The following is a 24,230-nucleotide window of genomic DNA, read 5'->3' as shown; positions in this document are numbered from 1 at the left end:
GTCGGACGCTAGGAGCAGGGCAGCCGCCGTTCACTGACGCCGCAGCCAAAACCGGCGGCGCCCTTCTCGTCCTTCCGGACAATCAGCCCGCGAAGCGCATCCGCCGCAGGCCGCCGCCGCTCACCAGCAGATCGCCCGTCTCGATGCGGAGCGTGAACGGCCCGGCCTCCCACGCGCCGCCCGGAGCGGGGGCCACCGGTGCCTTCAGCGTCCGGCCGATGCGGATCTCGCCGTCGCGCACGGTGGCGGTGACGTCGAGCTCGGCGCTGTGGAAGACGCCGTCGGGCAGGGGGTGGCCCGCGGGCGGCGTGGTGGCGTGGAAGATCACCGGGGGGCGTGAGGGCGGGCCCACGCGCAGGTACAGGCGGTCACCGTCGATCTCCAGCCAGGCGCCCGCGAGCGCGCCGGTCCCGTGCCAGCGTCCGTCCGCGCCCGCGGCGAACGTCCCCATCTCCGGGACCACGACGTTCCCGTCCTCGACACGCAGCGTCAGCGTTCCGTCGGCTGTCGGCTCGTACCAGTGCAGTCGCCGCGGCGGCGCCAGCCTCCCCGGCTCGGGCGCCGGAGGCTCCGCCCTGCCCCGCAGCATCCGGGCGATCCGGTGCGACAGCGCGACCGGGTCGAGCGCGATCTGGTTGGCCAGCACGGCCACGCCGACGTTCGCCTCGGTCAGGTACAGCAGGTTCGAGCGGTAGCCGTGCATGCCGCCCGCGTGCGCGATCCACCCGTCGCCGTGATAGATCCCCATCGCGTACGGCTGGACCGTCCCGTCGGCCAGCACCCCGCGCTCCAGCAGCCGGTCACGCAGGTCGGCGCCGAGCACCCGGCCGTCGGCGAGGAAGCCGAACCAGGGGGCCAGGTCCGCCACGCTGGTCACGAGCCCGCCGTCGCCGACCGCGCTCTCCTCGGTGTCGGCCCGGCGCGGCTCGCCGTCCGCGTTGGCATAGCCGTACGCCAGCCTGGGCAGCGGCACCGACGCGTCGTCGCGGAACACCGAGTCGATCATGCCCAGCGGCTCGAAGAGGCGCTCGCGGGCGAAGTCGGCCAGCGACGACCCGGCCGTGCGGCCCACGACGACCGCGGCGAGCACGTAGCCCGTGTTGGAGTAGGAGAAGGCCGTCCCCGGCTCGAAGGAGGTGCGCCGCAGGCCGGCGAGCATCTCCAGCAGTCGCTGCTCGGTCATCTCGGCGAGCGGGACGCCGGTCAGCGACTGCAGCCCGTACCACTCCGGCAGCCCGCCGGTGTGCTGAAGGCACTGCCGCAGGGTCACCGGCTCTTCCAGGTTCAGCTCCGGCACGTGCGTGCGTACGTCGTCATCGAGCCGGAGCTTGCCGTCACGTTCCAGGAGCAGCACGCACGCCGCCGTGAACTGCTTGCTGGCGCTGGCGATGTCGAAGCGCGTGCGCTCGTCGACCGGCACCCCGAACTCCACGCACGCCGCCCCCGCCGCGGCCGTGAGCACCGCGGCCCCGTCGGCGTAGACTCCGACGGCCACTCCGGGGGAATGGGGACTGACCAGCGCGGACACCTCGCGCCTGATGTTCTCGAGATCCATGCCGCCAGTATCGCCATGCGGCCGTGCCCACCCTTTGGCCCACGCGACAACGGATGCCGCGCGAACTTTGGCCTGGCACCACAGGTGTCGGCGGATCGCTCATGCCCGCTCACCAGGGCGGTGTTCGTAACTCCGGAAATCAGGAAGATTTCGCCCAGGCTATGTGTGACGCAAATCACAAAATGCGGAAATGTCGGGAAAGCGGTTGCCGGATGTCCGGCCTGACATGCATTTCCACTCTCAGTCGATTTGGTAGGCGACCTACCGTGACATTTCCCGGGTGTTGACCCTGCCGTAGTCGTCGATCACGATCCGGGTGCTCCTCCTTATTTCGACTTTATTGCGCAATGCGGCCCCGTTCGCGGGGTCTGCGGCAGCGTGCCCGGAAGAGGTGGCGACATGCGGAACCTACGACGGCGGATACGACTGACGGCGCCGGCGGCGGGCGTGGCGATGGCCGTGCTCCTGTCCGGCCTGGGAGTGCCTGACACCCTGGTCGGCCGCGCGGCCGCGTCGGTGCCGGCGCCGGAGCCCGAACGTTCCGTGGACGGCCGCGTGGTCGCGAAGGAGAAGGTGGCCAAGGGGGAGGAGGAAGCCTCCCCCCAGGTCAGGCGGCAGAATCCGGTATGGCCGAAGCCCGGGAGCGCGGTGGTCGATCCGCCGCCGGGAGGCAAGCCCATCGCCGCCGGAGACCTGCCGGTGCGCGTGGGGGCGGTGAAGGGCGCCGGGGATCCGGGCGCGGTCAGGGTCGAGACGCTGGCTCCGGCCGCCGTGAGCAGGCTGGGCGGGGTCGGCATCGCCGCCCGCCTGACCCAGGTCGAAGCGGGACCCGGAAAGGTGCGGGCGCAGTTCTCCTACGCGGCCTTCCGCGACGCCCATGGCGGCAACTTCGCCACCAGGCTGCGGTTGCTCCGCCTGCCCGCGTGCGCGCTGGCCACACCCAGACCCCGGGCGTGCGTGGTGCGGCCGCAGCCGGTGCGGGCCCACAACGATCGCAAGAACGGCATGCTGACGGCCGACCTCGACACCGACCCAGCCGCCGGCGAGGCGGCAGCCGTACCGGTGCCGAAGAGCGCGGACGGCAAGGGGGCGAAGTCGGACGCGCGCGCGGCGCAGGCCTTCACCTCGGGTTCGGTGTACGTGCTGGCCTCCGGCATGACAGGTCCCGACGGCAACTTCGGCGCCACCGACCTGAAGCCGTCGGGCACCTGGCAGGCGGGCACGTCCGGCGGCGGATTCAGCTACGACTACCCGCTGCCTGAGGCGCCCTCGACGGTCGGCAACGGCCCGAACCTCTCCCTGCAGTACGACGCCTCGTCGGTGGACGGTGAGGGCCACTGGACCAACAACCAGTCCGGAGTGGTGGGCGTCGGCTGGAGCCTGTCCAGCGGATTCATCGAGCGTAAGTACCGGCGGTGCACGGCTTGGAACGAGTACGACCCGGAGACCTCGGACCTGATCTGGTACGCCGACGAGTCGGGCCAGTGGGGCCGGGCGGTGTGCTGGGAGTCTCCGGACGAGGCGGCCACGGACGTCAACCCCAAGGACTACACCCAGTCGGAGCTGGTGCTGAACCTGGCGGGCAGATCCGCCTCGATCGTCAAGGATCGTACGTCGGGCGCGTGGAAGACCGTCCCGGACTTCGGGTGGAAGATCGAGCAGGTCACCGGTGGCGCGGACGGGCAGGCGTACTGGAAGGTCACCTCCTCCGACGGGCAGGTGCACCGCTTCGGCTACACCCGGGACGCCCAGTGGCAGTTGCAGTACATCGGCAATCAGGTCGGCGAGCCCTGCTCCGACCGCTATTTCCAAGACATGATCCCGCCGACCTGCGCCGGAGTATGGCGCTGGAACCTGGACCAGTCGATCGACGCGAACGAGAACGTCGTCGACTACACCTATGAGCGGGAGACCAACTACTTCTGCATGCCGGGCTGCGACTACGAGACGTACAGGGTGCTGCCCTACGACCGGGGCGGCTTCCTGAAGCAGATCTCCTACGGGCACAACACCCAGGTCGCGGGTAGCGTGCCGACCGCGCGCACCACGTTCACCACCTCCGACCGCGGCGGCCTGGACGTGCCGACCGACCTGAACTGCGGGCCTGCCTGCGCCACCAACGACGCCATCGCGTTCTACTCCACCCGCAAGCTCGACTCGGTGCTGACCGAGTCGTTCAACCCGGCGACCAGCCGCTGGGACCCCCTCACCCGGCTGGACCTTCGTTATCGGTGGATCTACACGCGCACCGACTTCGGTCCCGCCTACGACCCGGTGTTGTGGCTCGACAGCGTCCAGCAGACCGGCCTTGCCGGTGGCGGCCCGGCGAAGCTGCCGCCGGTGGCCTTCGACGCCGTGATGGTGGCGGGCCGGATGGACTACGACAACTGGTCGGACTGGACCGACTTCCTGTCCTGGCGGATGGTGCCCAGGGTCGCGGGCATCGGCAACGGCATGGGCGGCAGGATCGAGGTCACCTACGGCCAGGCCGACCCGTGCGGCGGCGCCAAGGGCCGTGACGGGAGCGACTACTTCACCGACCAGATCGGCGACTGCTACCGGGTGCTCTACGACGAGAATCCCGAGACCGGGTTCGAGAGCTGGGGCCGTTTCCACAAGCAACTGGCCATGAAGGTGGTCGAGCGTGACCTGGTCGCGGGCTCGCCGAGCATGGTCACCAGCTACGACTACGTGGGCAGCCCGCTCTGGGTGAACCGGGTCGAGTACGCCCAGCCGAACTGGGCGCCGTCGGGCAGCGACTGGCGCGGCTACCAGACCGTCCGCACGACCAGGGGCTCCGGCTCCGATCCGAACGGCTACACCGTCACCTCCGACACCTTCTTCCGCGGCACGGGCGGCACGATCACCGACTTCGAGGGCAACGCCGTCACCGACGTCCGCGCCCTGCAGGGCCAGTTGTTGCAGGAGCAGACCTGGAGGCTGACCAGCACCGATCCGCGTGCCTACAGCGAGGCGGAGTCGACGAGGTACGAGTACCAGGTGGCCGCCACCGGAACGGGGCCGGGCATCCTCGACCCGGCCTTCGTCCACCGGATCCGTGAACGCTCCCGCGAGCAGATCACCGGCGGCGGCTGGCGCTGGACCGACCAGCGCACCGCCTACAACGCCGACGGCCATCCGGTCACGGTCAACGAGTACGGCGACACCGCCACCTCGGCGGACAACACGTGCACCAGCACCACCTACGCCCGCAACCCCGCCAACGGCATCACCGCCCTGCCCTCCGTGGTGGAGAAACGGGCCGGGGACAACTGCGCTTCGGGAACGGCGATCGGCAGGACCGTCACCCTGTACGACGGCGGTACGGACCCGGCCACCAACACGCCCTCGGACGGCAACGTCACCGAGACGCGGTCCCACGCCTCCGCCTCTGCCGTCTCGGTCACGAAGAACACCTTCGACGAGTACGGCAGGCCGCTGAGCGCCACCGACGCGATGGGCAAGATCACCACCACCGCCTACACGCCTGCGGTCGGCTGGCCGTACACCGGAGTGAAGGTCACCAACCCGCGCGGGCACATCGTCACCACCGACTCCTCCCACCTCAACGGCCTGCCCACCAAGCTGGTCGACGCCAACGGCAAGATCACCGAGATCGAGTACGACGCGCTCGGGCGGGCCACCCGGCTGTGGGAGCCCGATCAGCCGCGCGGCGCGGGCACCCCGTCCGCGACCGTCGCCTACGACATTCCCTTCGACGGCAACCTCGGCCAGCCGACCGCGCCGGCCAGGACCACGATGCGCCGGCTGTTACGCGGCACCACCTATCTGTCCACCTACAGCTACGAGGACGGCCTGGGCCGTGCCCGCGAGGAGCAGACGGCCTCCCCGTCCGGCGGCCGGATCGTCGCGGTCACCGCGTACGACGCCCGGGGGCTGGTCACCGCGACCTCCCAGCCCGCGCACAACGGCGACGCGCCCGGCAGCGGCCTGCTCAACCCGGCGCTGACGTCGCTGCCGTCATGGACCAAGAAGGTCTACGACAGCATGGAGCGCCCGACCGCGGTCATCGACCACCACCTGAGCACGGAGTTGCGGCGCACGAGCACCGCCTACCCGGGGATGGAACGCGTCGAGACCACCCCGCCGGTCGGCGGCAGGACCGTCACTCTCTCCGACGCCTTCGACCGGACGGTCAAGACGGAGGAGTGGAAGGACGCCACCACCCACCACGACACCGTCTACGCCTACAACACGGCGGGCAACCTCACCAGGATCACCGACGCGAACGGCAACGTGCGCACCTACACCTACGACTGGCTGGGCCGGCGCACCGCCTCGACGGACCCCGACGCGGGCAACTCCTCCCACGGTTACGACGCCGCGGGCAGGCCGGTGTGGAGCGTCGACGGCAACGGGAGCAAGGTCTCGGAGGTGTACGACGACCTCGGGCGGCGTACCAGCCAGTGGTCGGGCGAGCCGCAGACGGGCACCAAGCTCGCGGAATGGACCTACGACGGTGTCGCCAAGGGCTACCTGAGCGCCTCGACCCGCTACATCGGGACCGCCGCCTACGTGGACGCGGTCACCGCCTACGACAACTCCTACCAGGTCACCGGCACGAAGGTGTCCATCCCCTCGTCCGAGGGCGGGCTCGCGGGAGACTACGTCTTCACCGCCAAGTACGACTTCGCCGACAACATGGTGGAGCAGGGCCTGCCCGCCAAGGGTGATCTCGGTGCGGAGACGCTCACGTACGCCTACACGGAGCTCGGGCTGGCTCACCGGCTGACCTCGAACCACGGCGGCGGCACGACGTACATCGACAACACGACCTACTCCTCGACCGCCCGGCTCAACGAGCGCTCCTACGGCGCGAACGCGCAGGTCAAACGGACCTTCACCTGGGACGAAGGCACCGGCTGGCTGAACAGGCTGACGACCACCGCCGGCGGCCAGGTGGCGCAGGACGACCGGATGACCTACAACGCGAGCGGCAACATCACGCGGATCCTGGACGCCGCCGCATCGCCCGGCCAGTCGGAGTGTTACAGCTACGACGGGCTGACCCGGCTCAGCGCCGCGTACACCACGACAGGAACCTCGTGCGCGGCGGGCCCCGACGCGCAGGGCGTCGATCCCTACAGCCAGTCCTTCACCTACGACGCGGTCGGCAATCTGACCGGCGTCACCGACAACGGCGCCGTGGCGACCTACGGCTACCCGGCTCCGGGCGGCACCCGCCCCAACGCCGTCACCTCCGTCACCAGGCCCGGCCGTACGGACACCTACGGCTACGACAACGCGGGCCGGCTCGTCGCCCGTACGGTCGACAACAAGCAGGCCACCTTCTCCTGGAACGCCCTCGGCCAGATGGACAAGGCCGTCGTCGACGGCCAGGAAACGTCCATGATCTACGACGCCGACGGCGAACGGCTCATCCGCCACGACCCCGACGGCACCGCAACCCTCTACCTGGGCTCGATGGAGGTCCAGACCACGGCCGCCGGGGTGAAGGCCACGCGTTACTACACCGGACCCGACGGCGCGGTCGTGGCCATGCGTACCGGGACGAGCCTGAAGTGGATGGCCTCCGGCCTGCACGGCTCCACCCAACTGGCCGTCGACGCCGGCACCGGCCAGGTCGCACGCGAACGGTACCTGCCCTTCGGCCAGCGCCGCGGCGCGGACGACCTGCCCTTCACCGACCGCGGGTTCCTCGGCAAGACGGAGGACGCCTCGACCGGGCTCGACTACCTGTCCGCCCGCTACTACGACCCGTCCCTCGGCAGGTTCGTCTCCACCGACCCGCTGCTCGAAGTGTCCAAACCGCAGTGGATCAACCCCTACTCCTACGCGGGCAACAACCCCATCGGCGCCTCCGACCCCACCGGCCTGAGGCCCATCGACGAGTCGAAGGACGCGATCAACCCCTGCTACAAGCCCAAGAGCCAAGCCTGCAAGATCGCCAGGAAGAAGCAGGCGGAGGCCGACGCCAAGGCCGCGCAGGCCGAGGTCGACCGTCAGCTCAAGCTCCTGCTCAACGCGATCATGGCCATCGCGAAGATCGCCGCTGACGAGCTCGGCATCACCGCGGGCATCAAGTGCTTCACCACCGGCAACCTGGCCGCCTGCGGGGAGACCGCCCTCAACATCCTCGGCTCGCTCGCCGGGGGACTGGCCGGCAAGCTGGCCGTGAAGTACGCCGTGCCGTGGAAGTGGAAGAAGGCCTACGAGCTGGGCAAGGCCGTCTGGAAGCACGCCGGGGACGCGATCGGCGCCTTCAAGAACTGGCTGGCGGCCAAGGACAAGCTCAAAGCCGCTCAGCACCGGCTGCAGGCCGCGATCAAGGACTGCAACAGCCTCGTCCCCGGCACCAAGGTCGTCCTCGCGAACGGCTCCAGCAAACCCATCGAACAGATCGAACCAGGCGACAAGGTCCTGGCCACCGACCCGGAAACCGGCAGGACCGTGGCGAGACCCGTCGTCGCGCTGATCGCGGGACAGGGCGTCAAGAACCTGGTCCAGATCACCGTGGACACCGACGGCGACCGCGGCGACGCGTCCGGCGTGATCATCGCCACCGCCGGCCACCCCTTCTGGCGCACCGACCTGCGCGAATGGGTGCCCGCCACCGGCCTCGCGAACGGCGCCTGGCTCCGTACCAGCGCCGGCGCCCAGGTGCGGGTCACCGCGGTCGCCAGATGGACCTCCGGCGGGCAGCGGGTCCACAACCTCACGGTCGCGGACGTGCACACGTACCACGCACGAGTCGGCGGGGTGGACGTCCTCGTCCACAACGATGAGACCCCCATCGCCCCGGACGGATCCTGCCGCGTCGTCAGGGACGACCGGAACTGGGTCGAGGTCAGCAAGTTCATCAACGAGGTGAAACAGCAGATCCGGGCCAAGTACCGCGGCGACACCGGCCTGGAGAGCGGCCGGCACGACCAGGGATTCAAGCGGTCGGCGGCGGCGCTGAAGCAGTACGTGAAGGACAACCCCCACCTGCTGCCCGAAATCAAGGAAGAATTGCTCAAGACGGCCGCCCAGTGGCTGGCGAAGGCCAGGGGAATCGGCCACCGAGGGGGATAGAGATGCTCGACCTGCCCGACGGCTTCCAGCAGATCCTGGACCTGCTGGAAGCCGCCGAGGACGAGGAGCCGCGCGACCCGGGACCAGGCCCGGCCCTGACCAGGCTGCTGGAGGCATCCCAGACGCTGGCCGACCGGCTCCCCGAGATCCCCGACGCCCGCTACGTCCGCGGCTACGCCCTCTTCCTGCTGTCCAGGCAGGGGGTCGCGGTCTCGCGCGAGGCACTGTCCGAAATGATCACCACGGTACGGCTCGCGCCCGGACACCACTGGGCCCGCTACCACGCCATCGTCCTTTGCCACGAGAAGGCCGCCCACGAAGCGGTGACCGAACACTTCGAGGCCCTGGACCGCGACTTCTTCGCCACGCAGGGCAAGGACTGGCGCTATCTCGTCGCCTGGCAGTACGCGATCGACAGCCACCTGCGCCTGGGCCAGACAGACCGCTTCAAAACCGAACTGAACCACCTGGTACGGGCCTACCTGAACTACTCCGACGACCCCGACGAACTCCTTCCCCGCCCCGGACTGCTGACCCGCCTGGAGGACGACCTGCGCAACGGACGAGTGGAAGCGCTACAGGCACCGGCAGCCGCATCCTGCGCCGATGTCCTACACGAACAGCTCGAACTCCTGGTACCCGGCGGCTGGATCCACTGACCGAGGCCCGCCCCGCGAGGCTCCCGATGTTCCGCGTACTGGCCATCCTGGCCGCCCCCACACCGCATTTGTCATCCCTCCTCATGCTCGAAGCCGCGGCGGGCTCTTCTACGCGGTGACGCTCGCCGTCCCCTGAACCACCCGGACGTCGCGCGGGTTGCCGCTGTCCGGCGCCCTGTCGTTCGCCGGTCATTGGCGGCGCTGTCGCCGGTCAGCGTGATGATGCAGGTCGCTGTGTGGGCGGGGCTCGTCGTAGACGGTCTTGGGGAGCCGGCCTCCGATCATTCAGCGAACCCATGTTCCGAGCGGGACACGATCACGTCCAGTGGTAGGCGAGGTTCATGGCCAGCGCAGCTACCGCCGTGCCGAAGAACCCCGCCCAGTTCCCGAGTTTGCGTGACCCCACCCGCAGGTGGGCGAGGAGCGCGCCGAGGAAGTACAGCACGAGGCTGAACGCCGCGAGCAGGCCAAGCACAGGGACGGCGAAGCCGCCCAGAAGCCCCAAGGATCCCGCCGCCAGCATCATGCCGAGCACCGGGACCCAGGAGCGTGGCAGACGCTTGATGTCCTGCTGGGCCTTGGGAAACTCGTGGCCGATCAGGTAGACGACGGACGCGCTGCCGAACAGTAGCGCAGCGAAGATCGTGACCGTGGCGTAGACGGCGAACATCGGCCCTCCCAGGGCATCCAAAATTCAAGGTTCCTCAGAGATCTGACGAAATGACCGCATGAGATGTCAGGTCGTCGATCGCTCAGAACGTTCATCCCGCTTTCCGCGGCGGCCGGCGGCGCCCGGCATCCTCATGACGAGGCGGCCTGGCGCGCCGCCGGCAGGTCGGCACGCGGGCCGCCCTTCAGCCACATGGCCGAACCCGGTCTGGTCGCCTCGCGGCGGATCCGGGTCACAGCGAACCTGCAGGTGAACTCCTTGATCGCGGCGCCTGCCCGCCCGCCGATGTAGGCGTTCACCGCCGTGTCGTCCTTACGCGCGACCTGCCGTACGGCGGTGCGACGGCCGAGGCTGACGCACGCCCCCGAGAAGGCGAGATTGATCGGCGCCGGTTCGGTGCCGGCGATGCGGCTCAGGACGGTGTCGGCGGCCTGCGCGCCCAGCGGCCCGGCAGCGTAGCAGCTCATCCGCAGCGGCTGCCCTGACGGTGCGGCGGCGTCGCCCGCAGCGACGATGCGGTCGTCGTCGACACTGGTCAGCGTCTCGTCGGTGATCAGTCGGCCGAGTTCGTCGGTCCGCAGCCCGCTCGCCGCCGCCAGCCCGGGCACGCCGAAACCGCCGGTCCAGATGGTCAACGCACTCGCGTGCACGAGACCGTCGGCCAGGACGACCTTGTCCGGGCCCACGTCGCTCACCATGGCGCCCTCGACCACCGTGACGCCGTGCCTGGACAACCACCTGGCCACCGCCCGCCGGCCCCACCTGCTGAAGGACGGCGCCAGCGTCCTGCCGCACACGAGCGTGACCACGCGTCCCTGTTCAGCCAGTTCCGCGGCCGTCTCGATGCCGGTCAGCCCGCCGCCGACCACGATGATCGGCGCATCCACAGGCAGTTCCTCCAGCCTGGCGCGCAGCCGCAACGCGGGCTCGAGTTCGGCGATGCCGTACGCGAACTCGGATGCGCCGCGCACCGACGACGGGATGGTCGCGGTGCTGCCGACGGCGTAGATGAGGTAGTCGTAGTCAAGAGTCCCGCCCGAGGTCAGGCACACGGTGCGCGCGCCGGCGTCGATCGCGTCGGCGCTGTCGACGACCAGGCGTACGCTCTCGCCCAGGAGCGTGCCGTAGTCGACCGTGGCCTGGCCCGTGCCGGCTGTCAGCTGGTGCAGCCGGACCCGTTCGACGAACTCCGAACGAGGATTGACCAGGGTGACGTCGACGTCGGTGCGCATCCGGAGGTGGTTCGCGGCGAGCGCGCCGGCGTATCCGCCGCCGATGACGATGGCCTTGATGGACATGGTGAATTCCCTTCTCGGTGTCTCACCATTACGACGACTCGTCCGCGCCTGATGTCAGGCGGCGGCACTCCGCCTGACACTTCGCCCGGCCGTCTCGTCGTAATGGGTGAGGGCGGAACCCAGAAAGGCACACAATGACGATCATGAGCGATCGGCCTCTGCTGATCAATGTCGCCTACCGGCTGCTCGGCTCCGTGGCCGAGGCCGAGGACGTCGTCCAGGAGACCTACGCCCGCTGGTACGCGATGTCCGCGGAGCAGCAGGAGGCCATCGGATCCCCCGCCGGATGGCTGACGAAGGTGGCCACCCGCATCTGCCTCGACCTGCTCAGCTCGGCACGTGTCCGGCGCGAGAGCTACGTGGGCGAATGGATCCCGGAGCCGGTGCCCGACCCCACCGAATGGATCACCGCCGATCCGGTCGATCGGGTCACGCTGGACGAGTCGGTCAGCATGGCCTTCCTCGTCGTGCTCGAATCCATGACGCCGGCGGAGCGCGTCGCGCTCATTCTCCATGACGTGTTCGGCTACGCCTTCGCCGAGGTGGCCGAGATCGTCGGCCGTACCCCGGGGGCCTGCCGCCAGCTCGCCTTCTCGGCGCGCCGTCGCCTCGACGCGGCACGGGTCCAGGCGACTCCGGCGGTACGGCAGGCGCGCATCGTCAGGGAGTTCAAGCAGGCATGGCAGGCCAAGGACATCGATGCCCTCATCGCCCTCCTCGATCCTGACGCCACCGTGGTCGCGGACGGCGGTGGCCGGGTCGGGGCCATGCTCCGTCCGATCGAGGGCGCCGCGCAGATCGTGCGCTCGCTGGTCAACCTCGCCGGCAAAGTGCACGACATGGTGGTGCTGGAGCGCACGGTCAACGGCAGGCCTGGACTGGTGGCGCGGCGGGACGGCGCCATCGTGGCGGTCGTGGCCTTCGACGTGGCAGGTGACCGGATCAGCCACATCTGGGCGGTACGCAATCCCGACAAGCTTCACTCGTGGAAGGAAATGGACGGACGATGACGCAGGCTCCGGAGTTCCCGCCGCTGCGGTTGCGACGGAACGGGTTCCATCCCGCCGAGGACCTGGCCCGGGCGCGGGACGGTGAGGGTGTCGTGCGGGTGCGACTGCCCTTCGGCCCGACCGCGTACCTGGTGTGCCGGCACGAGGACGTCAGAAGGGTGCTGGCCGACCCCGCGGCGTTCAGCAGCGCCCTCTCGCCGTTCCCCGGAACGGGCGAGGTGAGCGCGGAGGAGGCCGCCAGGCTGCGGGCCGGGCAGTTGATCGGGTTCGATCCTCCGGAGCACACACGGTTGCGCCGGATGCTCACGCCCGAGTTCACCGTGCGCAGGATGCGCAGGCTCGAGCCGCGCACCCGCGAGATCGTCCAGACCTCGCTGCAAGACCTGGAGAACGCCGGCAGGCCAGCCGACCTGGTGGAACACTTCGCGCTGCCGGTGCCCTCGCTGGTGATCTGCGAGCTCCTCGGCGTGCCCTACGCAGACCGCGCGGAGTTCCAGGACCGCTCCGCGCGCCTGCTGGACACCTCGCTGCCGATGCCCGAACGGCTCGCCGCCCGGCAGGAGGATCGCGCCTACATGGCCGAGCTGGTGGCCCGTGCCGAGACGCACCCCGGTGATGACCTGCTAGGCATGCTGGTCCGCGAGCACGGCGATGACCTGTCCACGGACGAGCTCATCGGCATCGCCGGTCTGCTGTTGCTGGCCGGGCACGAGACGACCTCGAACATGCTCGCTCTCGGCACCCTGGCACTGCTGCGGCACCCGGACCAACTGGCCGCGGTCCGCGACGATCCCGCGCTCATCGAGCCCGCCATCGAGGAACTTCTGCGCTGGCTGACCGTCGTGCAGATGCTCCCTCCGCGCACCACCACGACCGAGGTGGAGATCGCCGGACAGACCATCCCCGCAGGCTCGTTGGTAGTCTGCTCGCTCCCCGCCGCCAACCGCGACAGCGCCCTCATCGAGGATCCCGACAGCCTCGACGTGGCCAGGGGAGTCGCCGGCCACGTCGCCTTCGGCCACGGCGTTCACCACTGCCTCGGGGCGCCGCTCGCGCGTATGGAGATGCGCATCGCCTTGCCCGCCCTGCTCCATCGCTTTCCCGGCCTCGCCCTGGCCGATCCGGACAAAGAGGTCGACTTCCGCCACTTCAGCATGGTGTACGGCGTGCACTCCCTGCCGGTCACTTGGTGACAGCCCCCGATGCTTTCGATGAGTCCAATCACCGGGGAGCGATTCAATGAGATGTCCAATACGACATCCGCATGCCAGCTCGCAACAATTCATTGACTGGCAGTGAAGTCGCTATATAGCTTCGTGAATGCCTCTCCGTGGGCCTGGGGCACATACGGCCGCCTTATGTGATCCATTCACAGAGAATCTCGAACAGTTCACCCCGTAAAGCGGCGGACCCCGTCAATTCTGTCCATGCAATGAAGGGAATCTGTGGACATGAAAAGAAAGACCACTTTCATCGTTGGTACGTTGTCGCTCAGCGTCATGGGCTTCGCGGGCTTCGGCTCTGCGGCTCAAGCGGCCAGCGGCTTCGCCGATCGAGCTGCCGGCGAAATCGTCATCGAAGTCGTCGGCAGCACGTCCGCCGCGGTTGACCGAGCCGCGTGCACAGACCGTTTCTGTCTTTTCGAGCACGACGAGTTCACCGGGAGCCCGTACATCAAGATTGCGCTGCCGTCACCCGGCAGATGCGCCGGGAACCTCCCGAGCGCCTACAACAACTGGGCGAGCTCCATGAAGAACGAGTACGACCGGAGCGTGTGGCTTTATGACCGCGCGAACTGCTCGGGAACTCCCGGCTACACCGCACGAGCCAACAGCCAGGACAAGGACCTGACCAACAACGGCTTCGACAACAAGGCGACCTCGCTGGCCAGCTGAGCCTGGGTTCGGTCGCGGAGAACCACGGTCACACACGCGAAGGCAGGAGATGAAGGCACCGGTCCGGCGATGGAGCATGACCCTGGCGCTCGCCGCCGGAGCGGCCTGCGCGTGCTCGTCGACGCCGGCGAGCACGCAGGGGGGACATCCGCGGGAGATGGTCGTTCCCGAGGCCGGCGCGCTGGCGCAGCGGCTCAGGCTTCCCTTCGATGCCTACAACTTCAGCCCGGCCGAGGTCATGACTCTGGACGTGGCAGAGGATCTCCTCGTTCGCGACTGCATGCGCGCACTCGGCCGGTCCTGGCAGGCGCTGCCGGGACCGGCCGAGAGCGAGAGCGCCCCACCGCACCGCCGCCGCTACGGTGTCATTGAGCCACGGATCGCCGACGTCTTCGGCTACCACCCGCCCCCCGACCGGCCAGCCGTGATGGCACGCAAGACAACCGCCCTCGCACGGATCAGGGAAAGTCCCCTGAACGTGCGCGAGGACGCGGAACGATGCCTCGGCCAAGCACGCACCCGCATGAGCGCAGGCGCGCCCAAAGCCGACGCCGCCTTTTTCAACAAGGCCATATTCGCGGCCTTCGACGCGTCTCAGCGTGACGAGAAGGTGGCCCAGGTGTTCCGGACCTGGAGCACGTGCATGGCGGGTGAGGGCTTCCAGTATCCGGACCCTCTCGAGGCGGTCACCGACAAGCGCTGGTCAACGGCCAGCCCTTCCGCACAGGAGATCCGGGCGGCTCAGGCAGACGTGCGGTGCAAGGAGAGAACCGGTCTCGTATCTGTCTGGGCAGAGGCCGAAGTCCGCATCCAGAACCTCGCCATACGCGCCCACCCGAAGAAGTTCCAGGCGTTGAGGGCTGTGAAATCGCGGCAGTTGGAGGCCGCTCACCGGATCATCGCGAGCCCCTGATCGCGTCGGACGGGGCGGAAGAAGCCTGCTCGCGTGGGCGGCTACCTCCGCGTGACGGGTCAGACCAAGCCGTGCTGTTTGGCGATCACGGCGGCCTGCACACGGTTGGGCGCTTGGAGCTTGGTGAGCAAGGCCGCCACATGCCTACGGTAGGTACGCACGCTGATCCCCAGTCTTCGAGCGGCGACCTCGTCCTTGATCATGGTCGTCATCAGGCCCAGGATCTGCCGCTGCTGCGGAGACAGGACCGGCGGCCCCGCTGTGTCGAGATCGCTGGCTTGCCCCCAGGCCCACTCGAAGAGGTCGACCAGAGTGGCCACGACCCCAGCCTGGCGGATGATGAGTGCTCCGACCCCGTCGGTGTTCGGCACCGACGGTACGAATGCCACCGAGCGATCCAGGATGACCATCTGCTGGACCGTCTCGTCGGTCACACGGTGCCGGTCCCCGGCCTCATGTAGTCGCAGGCAGTAGTCCGCCGTCAATGGATGATCGAGAACTCTTCGCGGCACGATGGTTCGCCAGCTCACCCCTGTACTCAGCCGGTCGAGCAGGTGGGGGAGTCGCTCGCGCGGTACGTTCCGCCGTCCGGGATGGACGGCCAGCACCTCGTGTGCGTCGCGGGAAAGGGTCCAGAGCAGTTCGTTGACGCGGCCGACGTCGTCGATTCGCTCGAAGGGGCGTGTGGAATCCACCGGTCCGTTCTGGATCGCGCTGTCCTTTCGCATCGAGCAGGCCATCTCGCCGGGCACGACTCAAGCGGATGCTTGACCGGCCGGGCTCCGGCGTGTCGTTTCTGCCGGGATGCGTGCCCGGGTACGCCGTCCGGCCCTGTCGGCCCGGCAGGTCATCCGTGTGATCTTCGCGCCCGGGGTCCGCATGGCCCCGGCCACGAGGCCGGCGGCTTCGCGGCCGGGGCGGGGGAGGAGATCGGGAATTCGCGGGTGATTCGGGTTCAGCGGATGGTGGTCGCCGAGAAACCGGCTGTCGTGGACGAGGGGCGCTTTAAGGTGGTGGAACCGGTATCCGCTGGATCAGAGGGCAGCGAGGTCGACAGCCTCGGCCATGGCGCGGTAGCCGGCGTCGTTCGGGTGCAGACGGTCCCCGCTGTCGTAGGCGGCGCGGAGGCGGTCGGGGTCGGACGGGTCGGCCAGTGCGCGGTCGAAGTCCACGATGCCGTCGAACTCGCCGCCGTCGCGTATCCATTGGTTGACGGCGTCGCGTACCGACTCGCCACGGTCGGTGTGGAGGGGGGAGTCCTTGAAGGGCGGGATGGTCCCGCCGATGATTCTCACACCCTGGGCACGGGCGGCGCGGATCAGCTGCCGGTAGCCGTTGATCAGGGCTTGGCTGGTCGCCCTCGGGTTCGGCGTTGTGCAGGTCGACGGTGTGCTGTCGCCGTGCATGATGTCGTTGATGCCGCCCATGGTGATCACCGTTCGTACTCTGGGGTGGTCGAGAGCGTCGCGCTGGAACCGGTTGAGGAAGCTCTCGCCAAGGCACACCGAGTCGTTGAGCACCCGGTTGCCCCCGATGCCGCTGTTCAGCACCACCTCCGAACGGCCTGCGCGCTTCAGTCTGTAGGCGAGTACGTCCGGGTAGCGGCGGTCGGCATCCGTGGTCGCGGCCTGTCCGTCGGTGATCGAATCCCCGAAGGCCACGATGGTCTCCCTCTTCGCCGGGCGGCGGCTGGACACGTCCAGTCCGGCGACGTAGTACCAGGAGGTGCTCCGCTCGGTGAACGGGACCGCACCGGGATTGCGCAGGTGGTCGCCTGTGGCCCGGTAGGAAGTGGCGATCGCGAGGTTGTGGTTGGTCGCCGGGCCGGTGGGGTCCTTGAGATACAGGGTCACCGTCACGTGCTCGCCGGCTCTTACCCTCAGGCCGACCGGGTCGGCCGTCGCGTGCCCGCCCGCGGGGATGGTCACGGACGTGGAACGGCTGAAGCGGACCGTCCGCATCGTTTCCGGCCGCACCTTCGCGCCGCCTGCCGACCTGCCGATGCTCGCACCGGTCAGCCTGAGGGGGGCCGTGCCGTACACGTTGGACAGCCGCAGCCGCACGCTCGATCCTCCCGCGCCGACACGGACGAGCTGACGCACAGAGTGGTTCTTGAAGCCCGCGTGGGCCCAGTTGGAGATCCACTCACTCTGACTGGGACGCTGTACGGCGGTCGCCCACCCCCTTGTCCAGTTGTGCCCCTCCGTGGGCGAACCGGGGACAGCGAGAGAACATGCCCCCAGCAAGGCGATCAACGGCATGCGAAACACGCGCGACGTCCTTTCGTGGTGATCTCGTGGTGATGGGAAGGAAGAGTCTCTGCCGCGTCACGGTGCCGGGTTGATGTCCAGAGCGGTGCCGTAGAGGCGGGACACGGATACTTTGATGATCACACGGAGCTCGCGTGCCTGCTGTTCCAGGAATGCCGGTATGTCGTCCACCTCGCCGGCGAACGCCAGCAACTCCTCCGGCTGGTCGGTCACCTGGGCCTCGCCTTCCGCGACGGCGAACGACCACACGTCGTCTCCGCGCAGGTGCAGGGCGATGCGCGGGTCGTTGCGGACCTGGCGGGCCTTGAGACGGTCGGCGGTGGTGGAGATCCGAATGACCCGTTCGGCGGCGCTCCATCGGTACGACACGGTCGACATGGCAGGATGGCCGCTGCGTTTGACGGTGGCGAGAACGCCGAACCGCTGCTCCCGCAGGATTTGTTCCAACTCCTTGGAGGTCAGGCTGCGTGGGGTGGGACCCGATTGCTCACTCATGTGTTCCCTTTTTTTCTTCAGCCGGTGGCGAACCGGTGGAAGAAATCGATCTGGTCGGCGACCACACGTGTTCGGAACGTCGGGTCGGTGTAGAAGGTGAAGTGGGTGCCCGGGTAGGCGCGCAGTTCGCCCTTGGGTGCGCGGTCGGCGAGCGCCCGCGTGGTCTCCAACGGAGTCTCCTGATCTTCTGCGGCGACACAGACCAGCAGCGGGCACGCCAAGCGCGCCGCGGCCTCCACCGGCCGGTAGCGCATCATCTGCAGCAGCCCTCTGGGCGCGATGCTGTTTCGCCACAGCGTCTGCCCGCCGCCGGTGAGAGTCTGGATGTGCTGGTCGGCCTCCGGAGTCGCGGTCACGGCGAGGTCGCCGGGCCGTCCAACCATGGGGATGTAGTACGGCCTGAGGCCCAGCTTGCCGCGGATCGTGTCCCAGGCGATCGCGCCCAGCAGCCGCATGGTGTTCCAGGTGGAGCGTCCCTGCACCTTCTTCGGGAAACCGTTGAACGGGATCTGCGCCACGACTGCGGGAATCCTGGGGTCGGCGGCGGCCACGGTGATGGCGTGCGCGCCCCCCAGCGAGTTGCCCCACAGAAGTACTCTGCTGGGATCGATCCGCTCGTGCGCCCGCGCGAAGGCGACCGCGGCACGGATATCGATGATCTGACCGGCGACGTCCGGAAACTGGCGAGGCTTGCCGTCGCTCTCGCCGAATCCCCGGTAGTCGAACACGAGTGCCGCGAAGCCCGCGGCCGCGAAGCGCTCGGCATAGTCGAAGAGCCGGTCCATCGTCCCGCTGAAGCCGTGGCAGAGCACCACGCACGCCGATCGGCCGGTTCCGGAAGGCAGGTAGAGGTAGCCAGCACACCGCACGCCGGCGGCGGTAAAGGACACCTTGGTCCGCATACGGATCATCTCCAGAGCAATAGACTGACTAGTGGTTAGCAATATAGCGGAGAAACTGACCGAGGGTAAGTGAACGCCATGACATCTCAACGGATCCTGGACGCCGCTCGCGACCTGTTCGCGGCCCGCGGCTACCGCGCCACCTCCATGCAGGCCATCGCCGACCGGGTCGGCATCACCAAGGCCGCCCTCTACTACCACTTCGACTCCAAGGACGAGATTCTCCGCCGCCTCACCCTGCCGCTGCTGGACGAACTGGAGCTGGTGCTGACCGAGGCCGAGTCAGGGGGCGGTGGCGCGGATGAGGTGCGGTGGCGGGCGATCGAGGGCTACGTCGACGTGCACCTGCGGCACCGTGGCACCCTCACCATGCTGGTCAAAGACATGACACTGCTGGTGCAGGCACCGGTGGCCGAGCGCTTCCGGGCCGCCATCGCCCTGGCCAACGAGCTCGTGACCGGACCTGGCGGCGGACTGGCTCAGCGGGTGCGCGCATCCCAGGTAGTCGCCGGACTGGCCGACCCCGTGGTGCTCTTCCGTGACGAACCCGCGGAGCGGCTTCGGGAACTCATCCTCGACGGCGCGCGGGCGCTCCTCGGCGAACCGGCCCCGCCCCGTCCGCGAGGCCGCGCCCGAGGGCGGAACGGCGGGCGCCCTGCCGTGCTCACCCCCGAGCAACTGGCGCAAGCCCGTTCCATGTACGCCGAAGGCCGTGCCGTCGAGGCGATAGCAGCCCACTTCGGCGTCTCCCGAGCCACGGTCTATCGCCGTCTCGAAATCTAAAGATTTCGAGAATTGATTGTGAGACGAGACTGAGAGGATTCTGGCCTTGCCCGCGTGGACGGATCTCAACGAGCGACGCGGGCCGCGTGGCGGAGGATCCTCGAATTGCACACCTCCGGTCGTTCAACACGGTTCGCACGTCTTCGTGGCGGCTGACCACCCAGGCCCACCCGCCGTGGGCAAGACGAACCCGCGAGACCGGCTCTTGTTCGCGGATCTCTTCGTACGCCGGCGGCGGCGCGAACGGGCACGTACGGGCCATGGGGAACTCGTGCCTCTCGGCGGTAGTCATGATTTTCCTTCCACGACGTCACGGACAGGCGATAGAGGCTGGACAGCCGTGTGTGAACGGCAGTTGGTCGACCGGTGCGACCGGGTTTGGCTCTGGGACGCGGCGGACCAAGGCGCGGCACGACAGCATCGGTGGATTCAGACCCGACCCGTCCCCTCGCGGGCGAAGTGCGGTTCCGCCGCTTCCAGTCGTGGTACCGAGATGCCCAGCCGTCGTGCTTCGGCGAGGGTGTCCCGGCAGACCTCACGCGGCTCCTCGGCGTCGGGGTCGGAGTGCGCCGTGAGGCTCACGCGCGCGGGCGCGACATGAGCGGTCAGCCAGGCGAGCACGGGTGCCGCCAGCCAGGTGGGCGCCCGGAACGGCAGCAGACCGCCCCGGTGACGTCGCAGGTCGAGGCCGCGCGCCTGGAGGAGCGGCAGCAGTTCGCGGCCGGTCAGCAGCGCCTCGCGTAGGTCGCCCGTCGCCCCGGCCAGTTGGGACAGGGATCCCAGCCGCAGGCCCTGCGCGAACATGCCGGCATCCGCCGCGAAATGGACCCACAGCCAGCCGCGGAAGTCAGGCCGCTCCTTGATCCGAAGCCCGGCCTCGCGAAACGCCTGGCGCACGGCCCGTTCCCGGTTGGTCGGGGGCCGGCCGAGTGTGCCGAAGATGACCGACGGCAGCAGTGCCCCGTGGAGCACGCCGTCCGCGCCGAAACCGCCACCGGCCTGAGGAAAGCCCCAGGCGATCCGGTCGGCGGGGAGTGCGCCGATGGCGGCGAGCGGCTCGGTCCAGAGATTGCCGAAGATGAGCACCGTGGCCTGGCCGACACGAGGGGCCAGGAAGGCCGTCGCGCCCGCGAGGCGATGGTGGGGCACGCTGAGCACGATCAGGTCGAAGTCGTGGTCCGGCTCCAGCGCCTCGCGGTAGCGCACCGGCCACTCCTCGGCGACGCGCTGCCCCCATACCCGGCGCCGCATATCGAACAGGTCGAGGTCCACCGCGTCCCCGTACGTCGCCGCGCGGCCCGGCCGGACGTAGAACTCGACGTCATGTCCCGCCTGTTGCAGAACCCAGCCGTAGATGGTGGCGATCACGCCTCGGCCGAACATCAGGATCTTCACACTGCACCTCGTGGGGTACGATCGATTTGGAGGTCATCTCCACTTTCAAAAAAATATGGAGATCATCTCCATTTGTCAACGCGAGGTAGCACATGACCGCCGACAAGCCCCTGCGGGCCGACGCCCAGCGCAAGCGCGACGCCCTGCTCGCCACCGCCCGGGAGGTCTTCGACGCCGGCGGTTTCTTCGACCTGCGCTTCGATGACTTCGCCCGTCTGGCCGGGGTGGGCACGGGCACGCTGTATCGCCACTTCCCCACCCGGGAGGCGCTGGCCGAGGCGGTCTACCACGGGGAAGTCGCCGCGCTGTGCGACCGCGCCCGCCACCTACAGGCCACGCTGCCCGCGGCGGAGGCTTTGGCGACCTTCCTGCGCGGCATGGTCGACCACATAGACGCCCACGAGGGCCTGGCCCGGACGCTGTCCACGCTCATGGCCGCCCGCTCGGCTGCCCTCACCGAGGGCAGCCGGGCGCTGGAGCAAGCTGTCACCGACCTGGTGGCCGCCGCCGTGCGGGACGGTACCGTTCGCGACGACGTGGATGCCGGTGCCGTGATGATGGCGCTGCACGGCATCGGCGCGGCCCATGACCGCCCCGGTTGGCGAGCCGAGGCCGACGATGTCATCACCCTCGTCCTGGACGGTCTGCGCCACTCACACTCAGCCGGGGCGGCCATCCGTACGCCTTCTCGAAGGAGAGGCGCACGAGGTGCGAACAGCGGCACGGCATCGAGTTGAGGAACCCCGGAACAGCGTTGGCGATGAGAATGATGTTGAGCGAAGAGTGACGCCCAACGCCCATGTGTGATCGCTTGGGGGCGATGATCCTGCGTTCTGCGTAGGGCTTTCTAGGCAGCCTCGGTCGGGGCGGTGAAGCCGATCTGGGGTGGATCGGGGTCGAAGTCGCCGGGGCGCAGGCAACACTGCGGTGGCGTACAGGCCGAACCGGCTGATGTGCTCGGTCAGGTAGGGCGACGGTCGCGCGATGTCGTCAACGGTGATCACTCCAGCACTGCTGGCGAAGGCATTCGGCGTGGCCGGCCGGGTGATCCGGACGACGTCAACGACGGGCTCCGCTGCCTGATCGATCACCCGCTGGATTCAGGTGCGGCCAGGGCTCGCCCGTGGAACCTCCGTACTCGGACCGGCGGACGAGCAGCGTATGGCGCCGCTCGCTCGGATAGTCGCTCACCTCAGCCGACACCTCCAACGACACCGAGCACGAAACGGTCTTCATCGCGCGCCTTCAAAAGGTTGGTACGGTACGGTACCGTTCCAGCAGTTGGGATGGTCGCCCCAAGGCGATTGGTGAAGGAGATGCCCATGGTCAGCCCAGCGGAGCTCAGGTCGGCCGGCAAACGTGAGGCGATCATCGACGCCGCCCGATCGGTTTTTCTCGCAGGCGGCTTCGCCGGGGCCAGTGTGGACGAGGTGGCCGCGCTCGCGTCCACCTCCAAGCGGACCGTCTACGGACTCTTCGGCGACAAGAAGGGGCTGTTCACCGCGGTGATCACCGCGGACATCGAGGCCGCCGAACACCACTCACACGACAGCGTCGAGGCGCTGGTGGCCAGTCAGGACCTAGCCACAGATCTGCGCGCCTTCGCCCGCCGGCACGTCGTGGCCGTCATCCAGCCGCACATCATGCGCCTGCGCCGGCTCATCATCGGCGAGGCCGAGCGTTTCCCCGACCTGGCGAGCGCCTGGTACGCCAACGGCCCCGGACGCGGCCATGACACCCTGACGAGGGTGTTCACCGCATTGGCTGGGCGCGGCCTGCTCAGAGCGGATGACCCGGCGCTGGCGGCCCAGCACTTCAACTGGCTGATCCTTTCGATTCCGCTGAACCAGGCCATGTTCCACATGGGCGACGACCTCACTCCCGCCGAACTCGAGCACCACGCCGACGAGGGAACGCGGGTGTTCCTGGCCGCCTACGGCGTGCGCCGGCCCGGCGGCGCGGCCAGGACCTAGGGCGGAGCGTCCGAGGCCGGGCGGCCCGACGTCGGCGGCCGTTCGCAAGAGCGAGGCTCCTGATCCGCACCTCCACATGTCCCGACCCCCCATCCAAACCGGAGGACCATGATGACCAAGGTGATCTCGGCAGACGGCACGGCCATCGCCTACCAGCGCTTCGGCGGTGACGGCCCACCACTTATCCTGATCACCGCGGCGCTGTGCGACCGCACCGCGGTCAGCGAGCTGGCCGAGCAGCTGGCGCCCGCGTTTCCCGCGATCGCCTACGACCGGCGCGGGCGCGGCGACAGCGGCGACCTCGGCGCCTGGACCGTTCGGCGGGAGATCGAGGACCTAGCCGCCCTCATCGACGGAGCCGGCGGCAGCGCCGCGATCTACGGCCACTCCTCCGGAGCGGCCCTGGCCCTGCACGCGGCCGCCGCCGGACTGCCCATCACCAAACTCATCCTGCACGAGCCGCCCTTCACCCCCACTCACGACGGCGAAGACCAGCGTGAACGGCAGGCCGCCGAGGAGCGGGCCGGAGAAGAGCAGGCCGAAACCATCCGCGCCCTGCTCGCCCAGGACCGCAGGGCCGAGGCCATCGCGGCGTTCCTGGCGCCCACCGGGATGCCGCAGCAGATGGTGGAGCAGATGAGCAACGACCCCGCCGTGCAGGCCGTCGCCCACACCCTGCCCCACGACCCGTTCGACGTGGTCAGCGCGAGCAGCAGAGGCGGTGCCACCCCGGCCGAGCAGGCCGCCACCGTCATGATCCCCACCCTGCTGCTGTGCGGCGGCGACAGCTTCCCTTGGATGATCGAAACCGGCGCCCAGCTCGCCGCTGCCATGCCCGACGCCCATCACCAGGTCATGCCCGGCCAACCCCACGTCGCCGCACCGCAGGCTCTGGCGCCGCTGCTGACCGGCTTCCTGCTCAGCACATGAGCATCGGCAGAGCGCTCCCCGCGGCCCGCGCCTGGCTGCACCGGCTGGTCGACACCCGCCCAGACTTCCAACGCCAGGCCCACGGCGAGATCCCAGGCGCCCTTCACATCGAACGCAACCACCTCGAATGGCGCCTGGACCCCACCCCGCGGCAGCCGCATCTCCGAAGCCACCGATCACGACATCACCTGGATAGTGGTCTACGACGAGGGGGCATGGCCCTGAGGCTGATCATGTCGCCACGGCACCCGGCCTGAACCACGTAGGCACAAGCACCGCGAAGCGCTGAAGGCCCCCAGCCGATTACCTGCGGCGAGGAGCTCGTACGCCAGGGTCGCCGTCCGGCTCGAAAGGGACCGCCACCTGCCCCACCGCCTCCGCACGGGCGCAGGTGCGCAACACACCGATGCGCAGCGGTGCGGGCGA

General features: G+C 68.9%; 18 protein-coding genes. 10 read left to right on the top strand and 8 right to left on the bottom strand.

Annotated features, from left to right (window positions below):
• Positions 1–82 precede the first annotated feature (82 nt).
• The gene (locus tag ACIBEJ_RS06455; RefSeq protein ID WP_397181572.1) at positions 83–1,555 is read right to left on the bottom strand and encodes a serine hydrolase domain-containing protein; all 1,473 of its coding nucleotides are present in this window, start codon (positions 1,553–1,555) and stop codon (positions 83–85) included.
• A gap of 399 nt (positions 1,556–1,954) precedes the next feature.
• On the opposite strand from ACIBEJ_RS06455, the gene ACIBEJ_RS06450 reads away from it, so the two are divergent.
• Positions 1,955–8,611 (top strand): RHS repeat-associated core domain-containing protein, encoded by a 6,657-nt coding sequence (locus ACIBEJ_RS06450; RefSeq protein ID WP_397181571.1) that lies wholly within the window; start codon positions 1,955–1,957, stop codon positions 8,609–8,611.
• Between the two features lie 2 nt (positions 8,612–8,613).
• A complete protein-coding gene (locus tag ACIBEJ_RS06445; RefSeq protein ID WP_397181570.1) occupies positions 8,614–9,270 on the top strand; it encodes a hypothetical protein in 657 nt (218 codons plus the stop codon).
• A 316-nt stretch (positions 9,271–9,586) separates the two neighbouring features.
• On the opposite strand, the gene ACIBEJ_RS06440 is transcribed toward ACIBEJ_RS06445, so the two are convergent.
• Together ACIBEJ_RS06440 and ACIBEJ_RS06435 are read right to left on the bottom strand one after the other, a co-directional pair.
• Positions 9,587–9,940 (bottom strand): DoxX family protein, encoded by a 354-nt coding sequence (locus tag ACIBEJ_RS06440; protein WP_397181569.1) that lies wholly within the window; start codon positions 9,938–9,940, stop codon positions 9,587–9,589.
• A 131-nt stretch (positions 9,941–10,071) separates the two neighbouring features.
• Positions 10,072–11,238 carry an NAD(P)/FAD-dependent oxidoreductase gene (locus ACIBEJ_RS06435; RefSeq protein ID WP_397181568.1) on the bottom strand — a complete coding sequence of 389 codons (1,167 nt, stop codon included), beginning with the start codon at positions 11,236–11,238 and terminating at the stop codon, positions 10,072–10,074.
• A gap of 143 nt (positions 11,239–11,381) precedes the next feature.
• Here ACIBEJ_RS06435 and sigJ point away from each other — a divergent pair, with 143 nt between their 5' ends.
• The 4 genes from sigJ (at position 11,382) to ACIBEJ_RS06415 (ending at position 15,056) form a co-directional block, all read left to right on the top strand.
• Positions 11,382–12,248, top strand: a complete 867-nt coding sequence (sigJ, locus tag ACIBEJ_RS06430; RefSeq protein ID WP_397181567.1) for an RNA polymerase sigma factor SigJ — start codon at positions 11,382–11,384, stop codon at positions 12,246–12,248.
• Positions 12,245–13,441: a cytochrome P450 gene (locus ACIBEJ_RS06425; protein WP_397181566.1), complete on the top strand. Its 1,197-nt coding sequence runs from the start codon at positions 12,245–12,247 to the stop codon at positions 13,439–13,441. Before sigJ ends, ACIBEJ_RS06425 begins: the two co-directional genes overlap by 4 nt.
• Before the next feature lie 258 nt (positions 13,442–13,699).
• A complete protein-coding gene (locus ACIBEJ_RS06420; RefSeq protein ID WP_397181565.1) occupies positions 13,700–14,143 on the top strand; it encodes a peptidase inhibitor family I36 protein in 444 nt (147 codons plus the stop codon).
• A 76-nt stretch (positions 14,144–14,219) separates the two neighbouring features.
• Positions 14,220–15,056, top strand: coding sequence for a hypothetical protein (locus tag ACIBEJ_RS06415; protein ID WP_397181564.1), 837 nt, complete (start codon positions 14,220–14,222; stop codon positions 15,054–15,056).
• Between the two features lie 59 nt (positions 15,057–15,115).
• Here the strand turns inward: ACIBEJ_RS06415 and ACIBEJ_RS06410 are convergent, their stop codons facing one another.
• The 4 genes from ACIBEJ_RS06410 to ACIBEJ_RS06395 form a co-directional block, all read right to left on the bottom strand.
• Positions 15,116–15,808, bottom strand: a complete 693-nt coding sequence (locus ACIBEJ_RS06410) for a LuxR C-terminal-related transcriptional regulator (protein ID WP_397181563.1) — start codon at positions 15,806–15,808, stop codon at positions 15,116–15,118.
• Between the two features lie 282 nt (positions 15,809–16,090).
• Complete coding sequence (locus tag ACIBEJ_RS06405) at positions 16,091–17,119, bottom strand: SGNH/GDSL hydrolase family protein (RefSeq protein WP_397181562.1); 1,029 nt, start codon at positions 17,117–17,119, stop codon at positions 16,091–16,093.
• A gap of 264 nt (positions 17,120–17,383) precedes the next feature.
• On the bottom strand, positions 17,384–17,821 hold the full coding sequence (locus tag ACIBEJ_RS06400) for a pyridoxamine 5'-phosphate oxidase family protein (RefSeq protein WP_397181561.1): 438 nt from the start codon (positions 17,819–17,821) through the stop codon (positions 17,384–17,386).
• Positions 17,822–17,838: 17 nt separating this feature from the next.
• Positions 17,839–18,723 carry an alpha/beta hydrolase gene (locus ACIBEJ_RS06395; protein ID WP_397181560.1) on the bottom strand — a complete coding sequence of 295 codons (885 nt, stop codon included), beginning with the start codon at positions 18,721–18,723 and terminating at the stop codon, positions 17,839–17,841.
• Between the two features lie 78 nt (positions 18,724–18,801).
• Between ACIBEJ_RS06395 and ACIBEJ_RS06390 the strand changes: the two genes are divergently transcribed.
• Entirely contained in the window at positions 18,802–19,506 is a 705-nt protein-coding gene (locus tag ACIBEJ_RS06390) for a TetR family transcriptional regulator (RefSeq protein WP_397181559.1), read from the top strand.
• A 429-nt stretch (positions 19,507–19,935) separates the two neighbouring features.
• Here the strand turns inward: ACIBEJ_RS06390 and ACIBEJ_RS06385 are convergent, their stop codons facing one another.
• Entirely contained in the window at positions 19,936–20,901 is a 966-nt protein-coding gene (locus ACIBEJ_RS06385) for a ketopantoate reductase family protein (protein ID WP_397181558.1), read from the bottom strand.
• A gap of 92 nt (positions 20,902–20,993) precedes the next feature.
• Between ACIBEJ_RS06385 and ACIBEJ_RS06380 the strand changes: the two genes are divergently transcribed.
• The 3 genes from ACIBEJ_RS06380 (at position 20,994) to ACIBEJ_RS06370 (ending at position 23,804) form a co-directional block, all read left to right on the top strand.
• Positions 20,994–21,638 (top strand): TetR/AcrR family transcriptional regulator, encoded by a 645-nt coding sequence (locus ACIBEJ_RS06380; protein ID WP_397181557.1) that lies wholly within the window; start codon positions 20,994–20,996, stop codon positions 21,636–21,638.
• Positions 21,639–22,223: 585 nt separating this feature from the next.
• Entirely contained in the window at positions 22,224–22,874 is a 651-nt protein-coding gene (locus tag ACIBEJ_RS06375; protein WP_397181556.1) for a TetR/AcrR family transcriptional regulator, read from the top strand.
• A 120-nt stretch (positions 22,875–22,994) separates the two neighbouring features.
• A complete protein-coding gene (locus ACIBEJ_RS06370) occupies positions 22,995–23,804 on the top strand; it encodes an alpha/beta fold hydrolase (protein WP_397181555.1) in 810 nt (269 codons plus the stop codon).
• The last annotated feature ends 426 nt before the right edge of the window (positions 23,805–24,230 follow it).

It is taken from the genome of Nonomuraea sp. NPDC050790, from assembly GCF_044456745.1.
Lineage (GTDB): Bacteria > Actinomycetota > Actinomycetes > Streptosporangiales > Streptosporangiaceae > Nonomuraea.
Note: the sequence above shows the minus strand (reverse complement) of the source record. Positions and strands in the feature narration are given on the sequence as shown.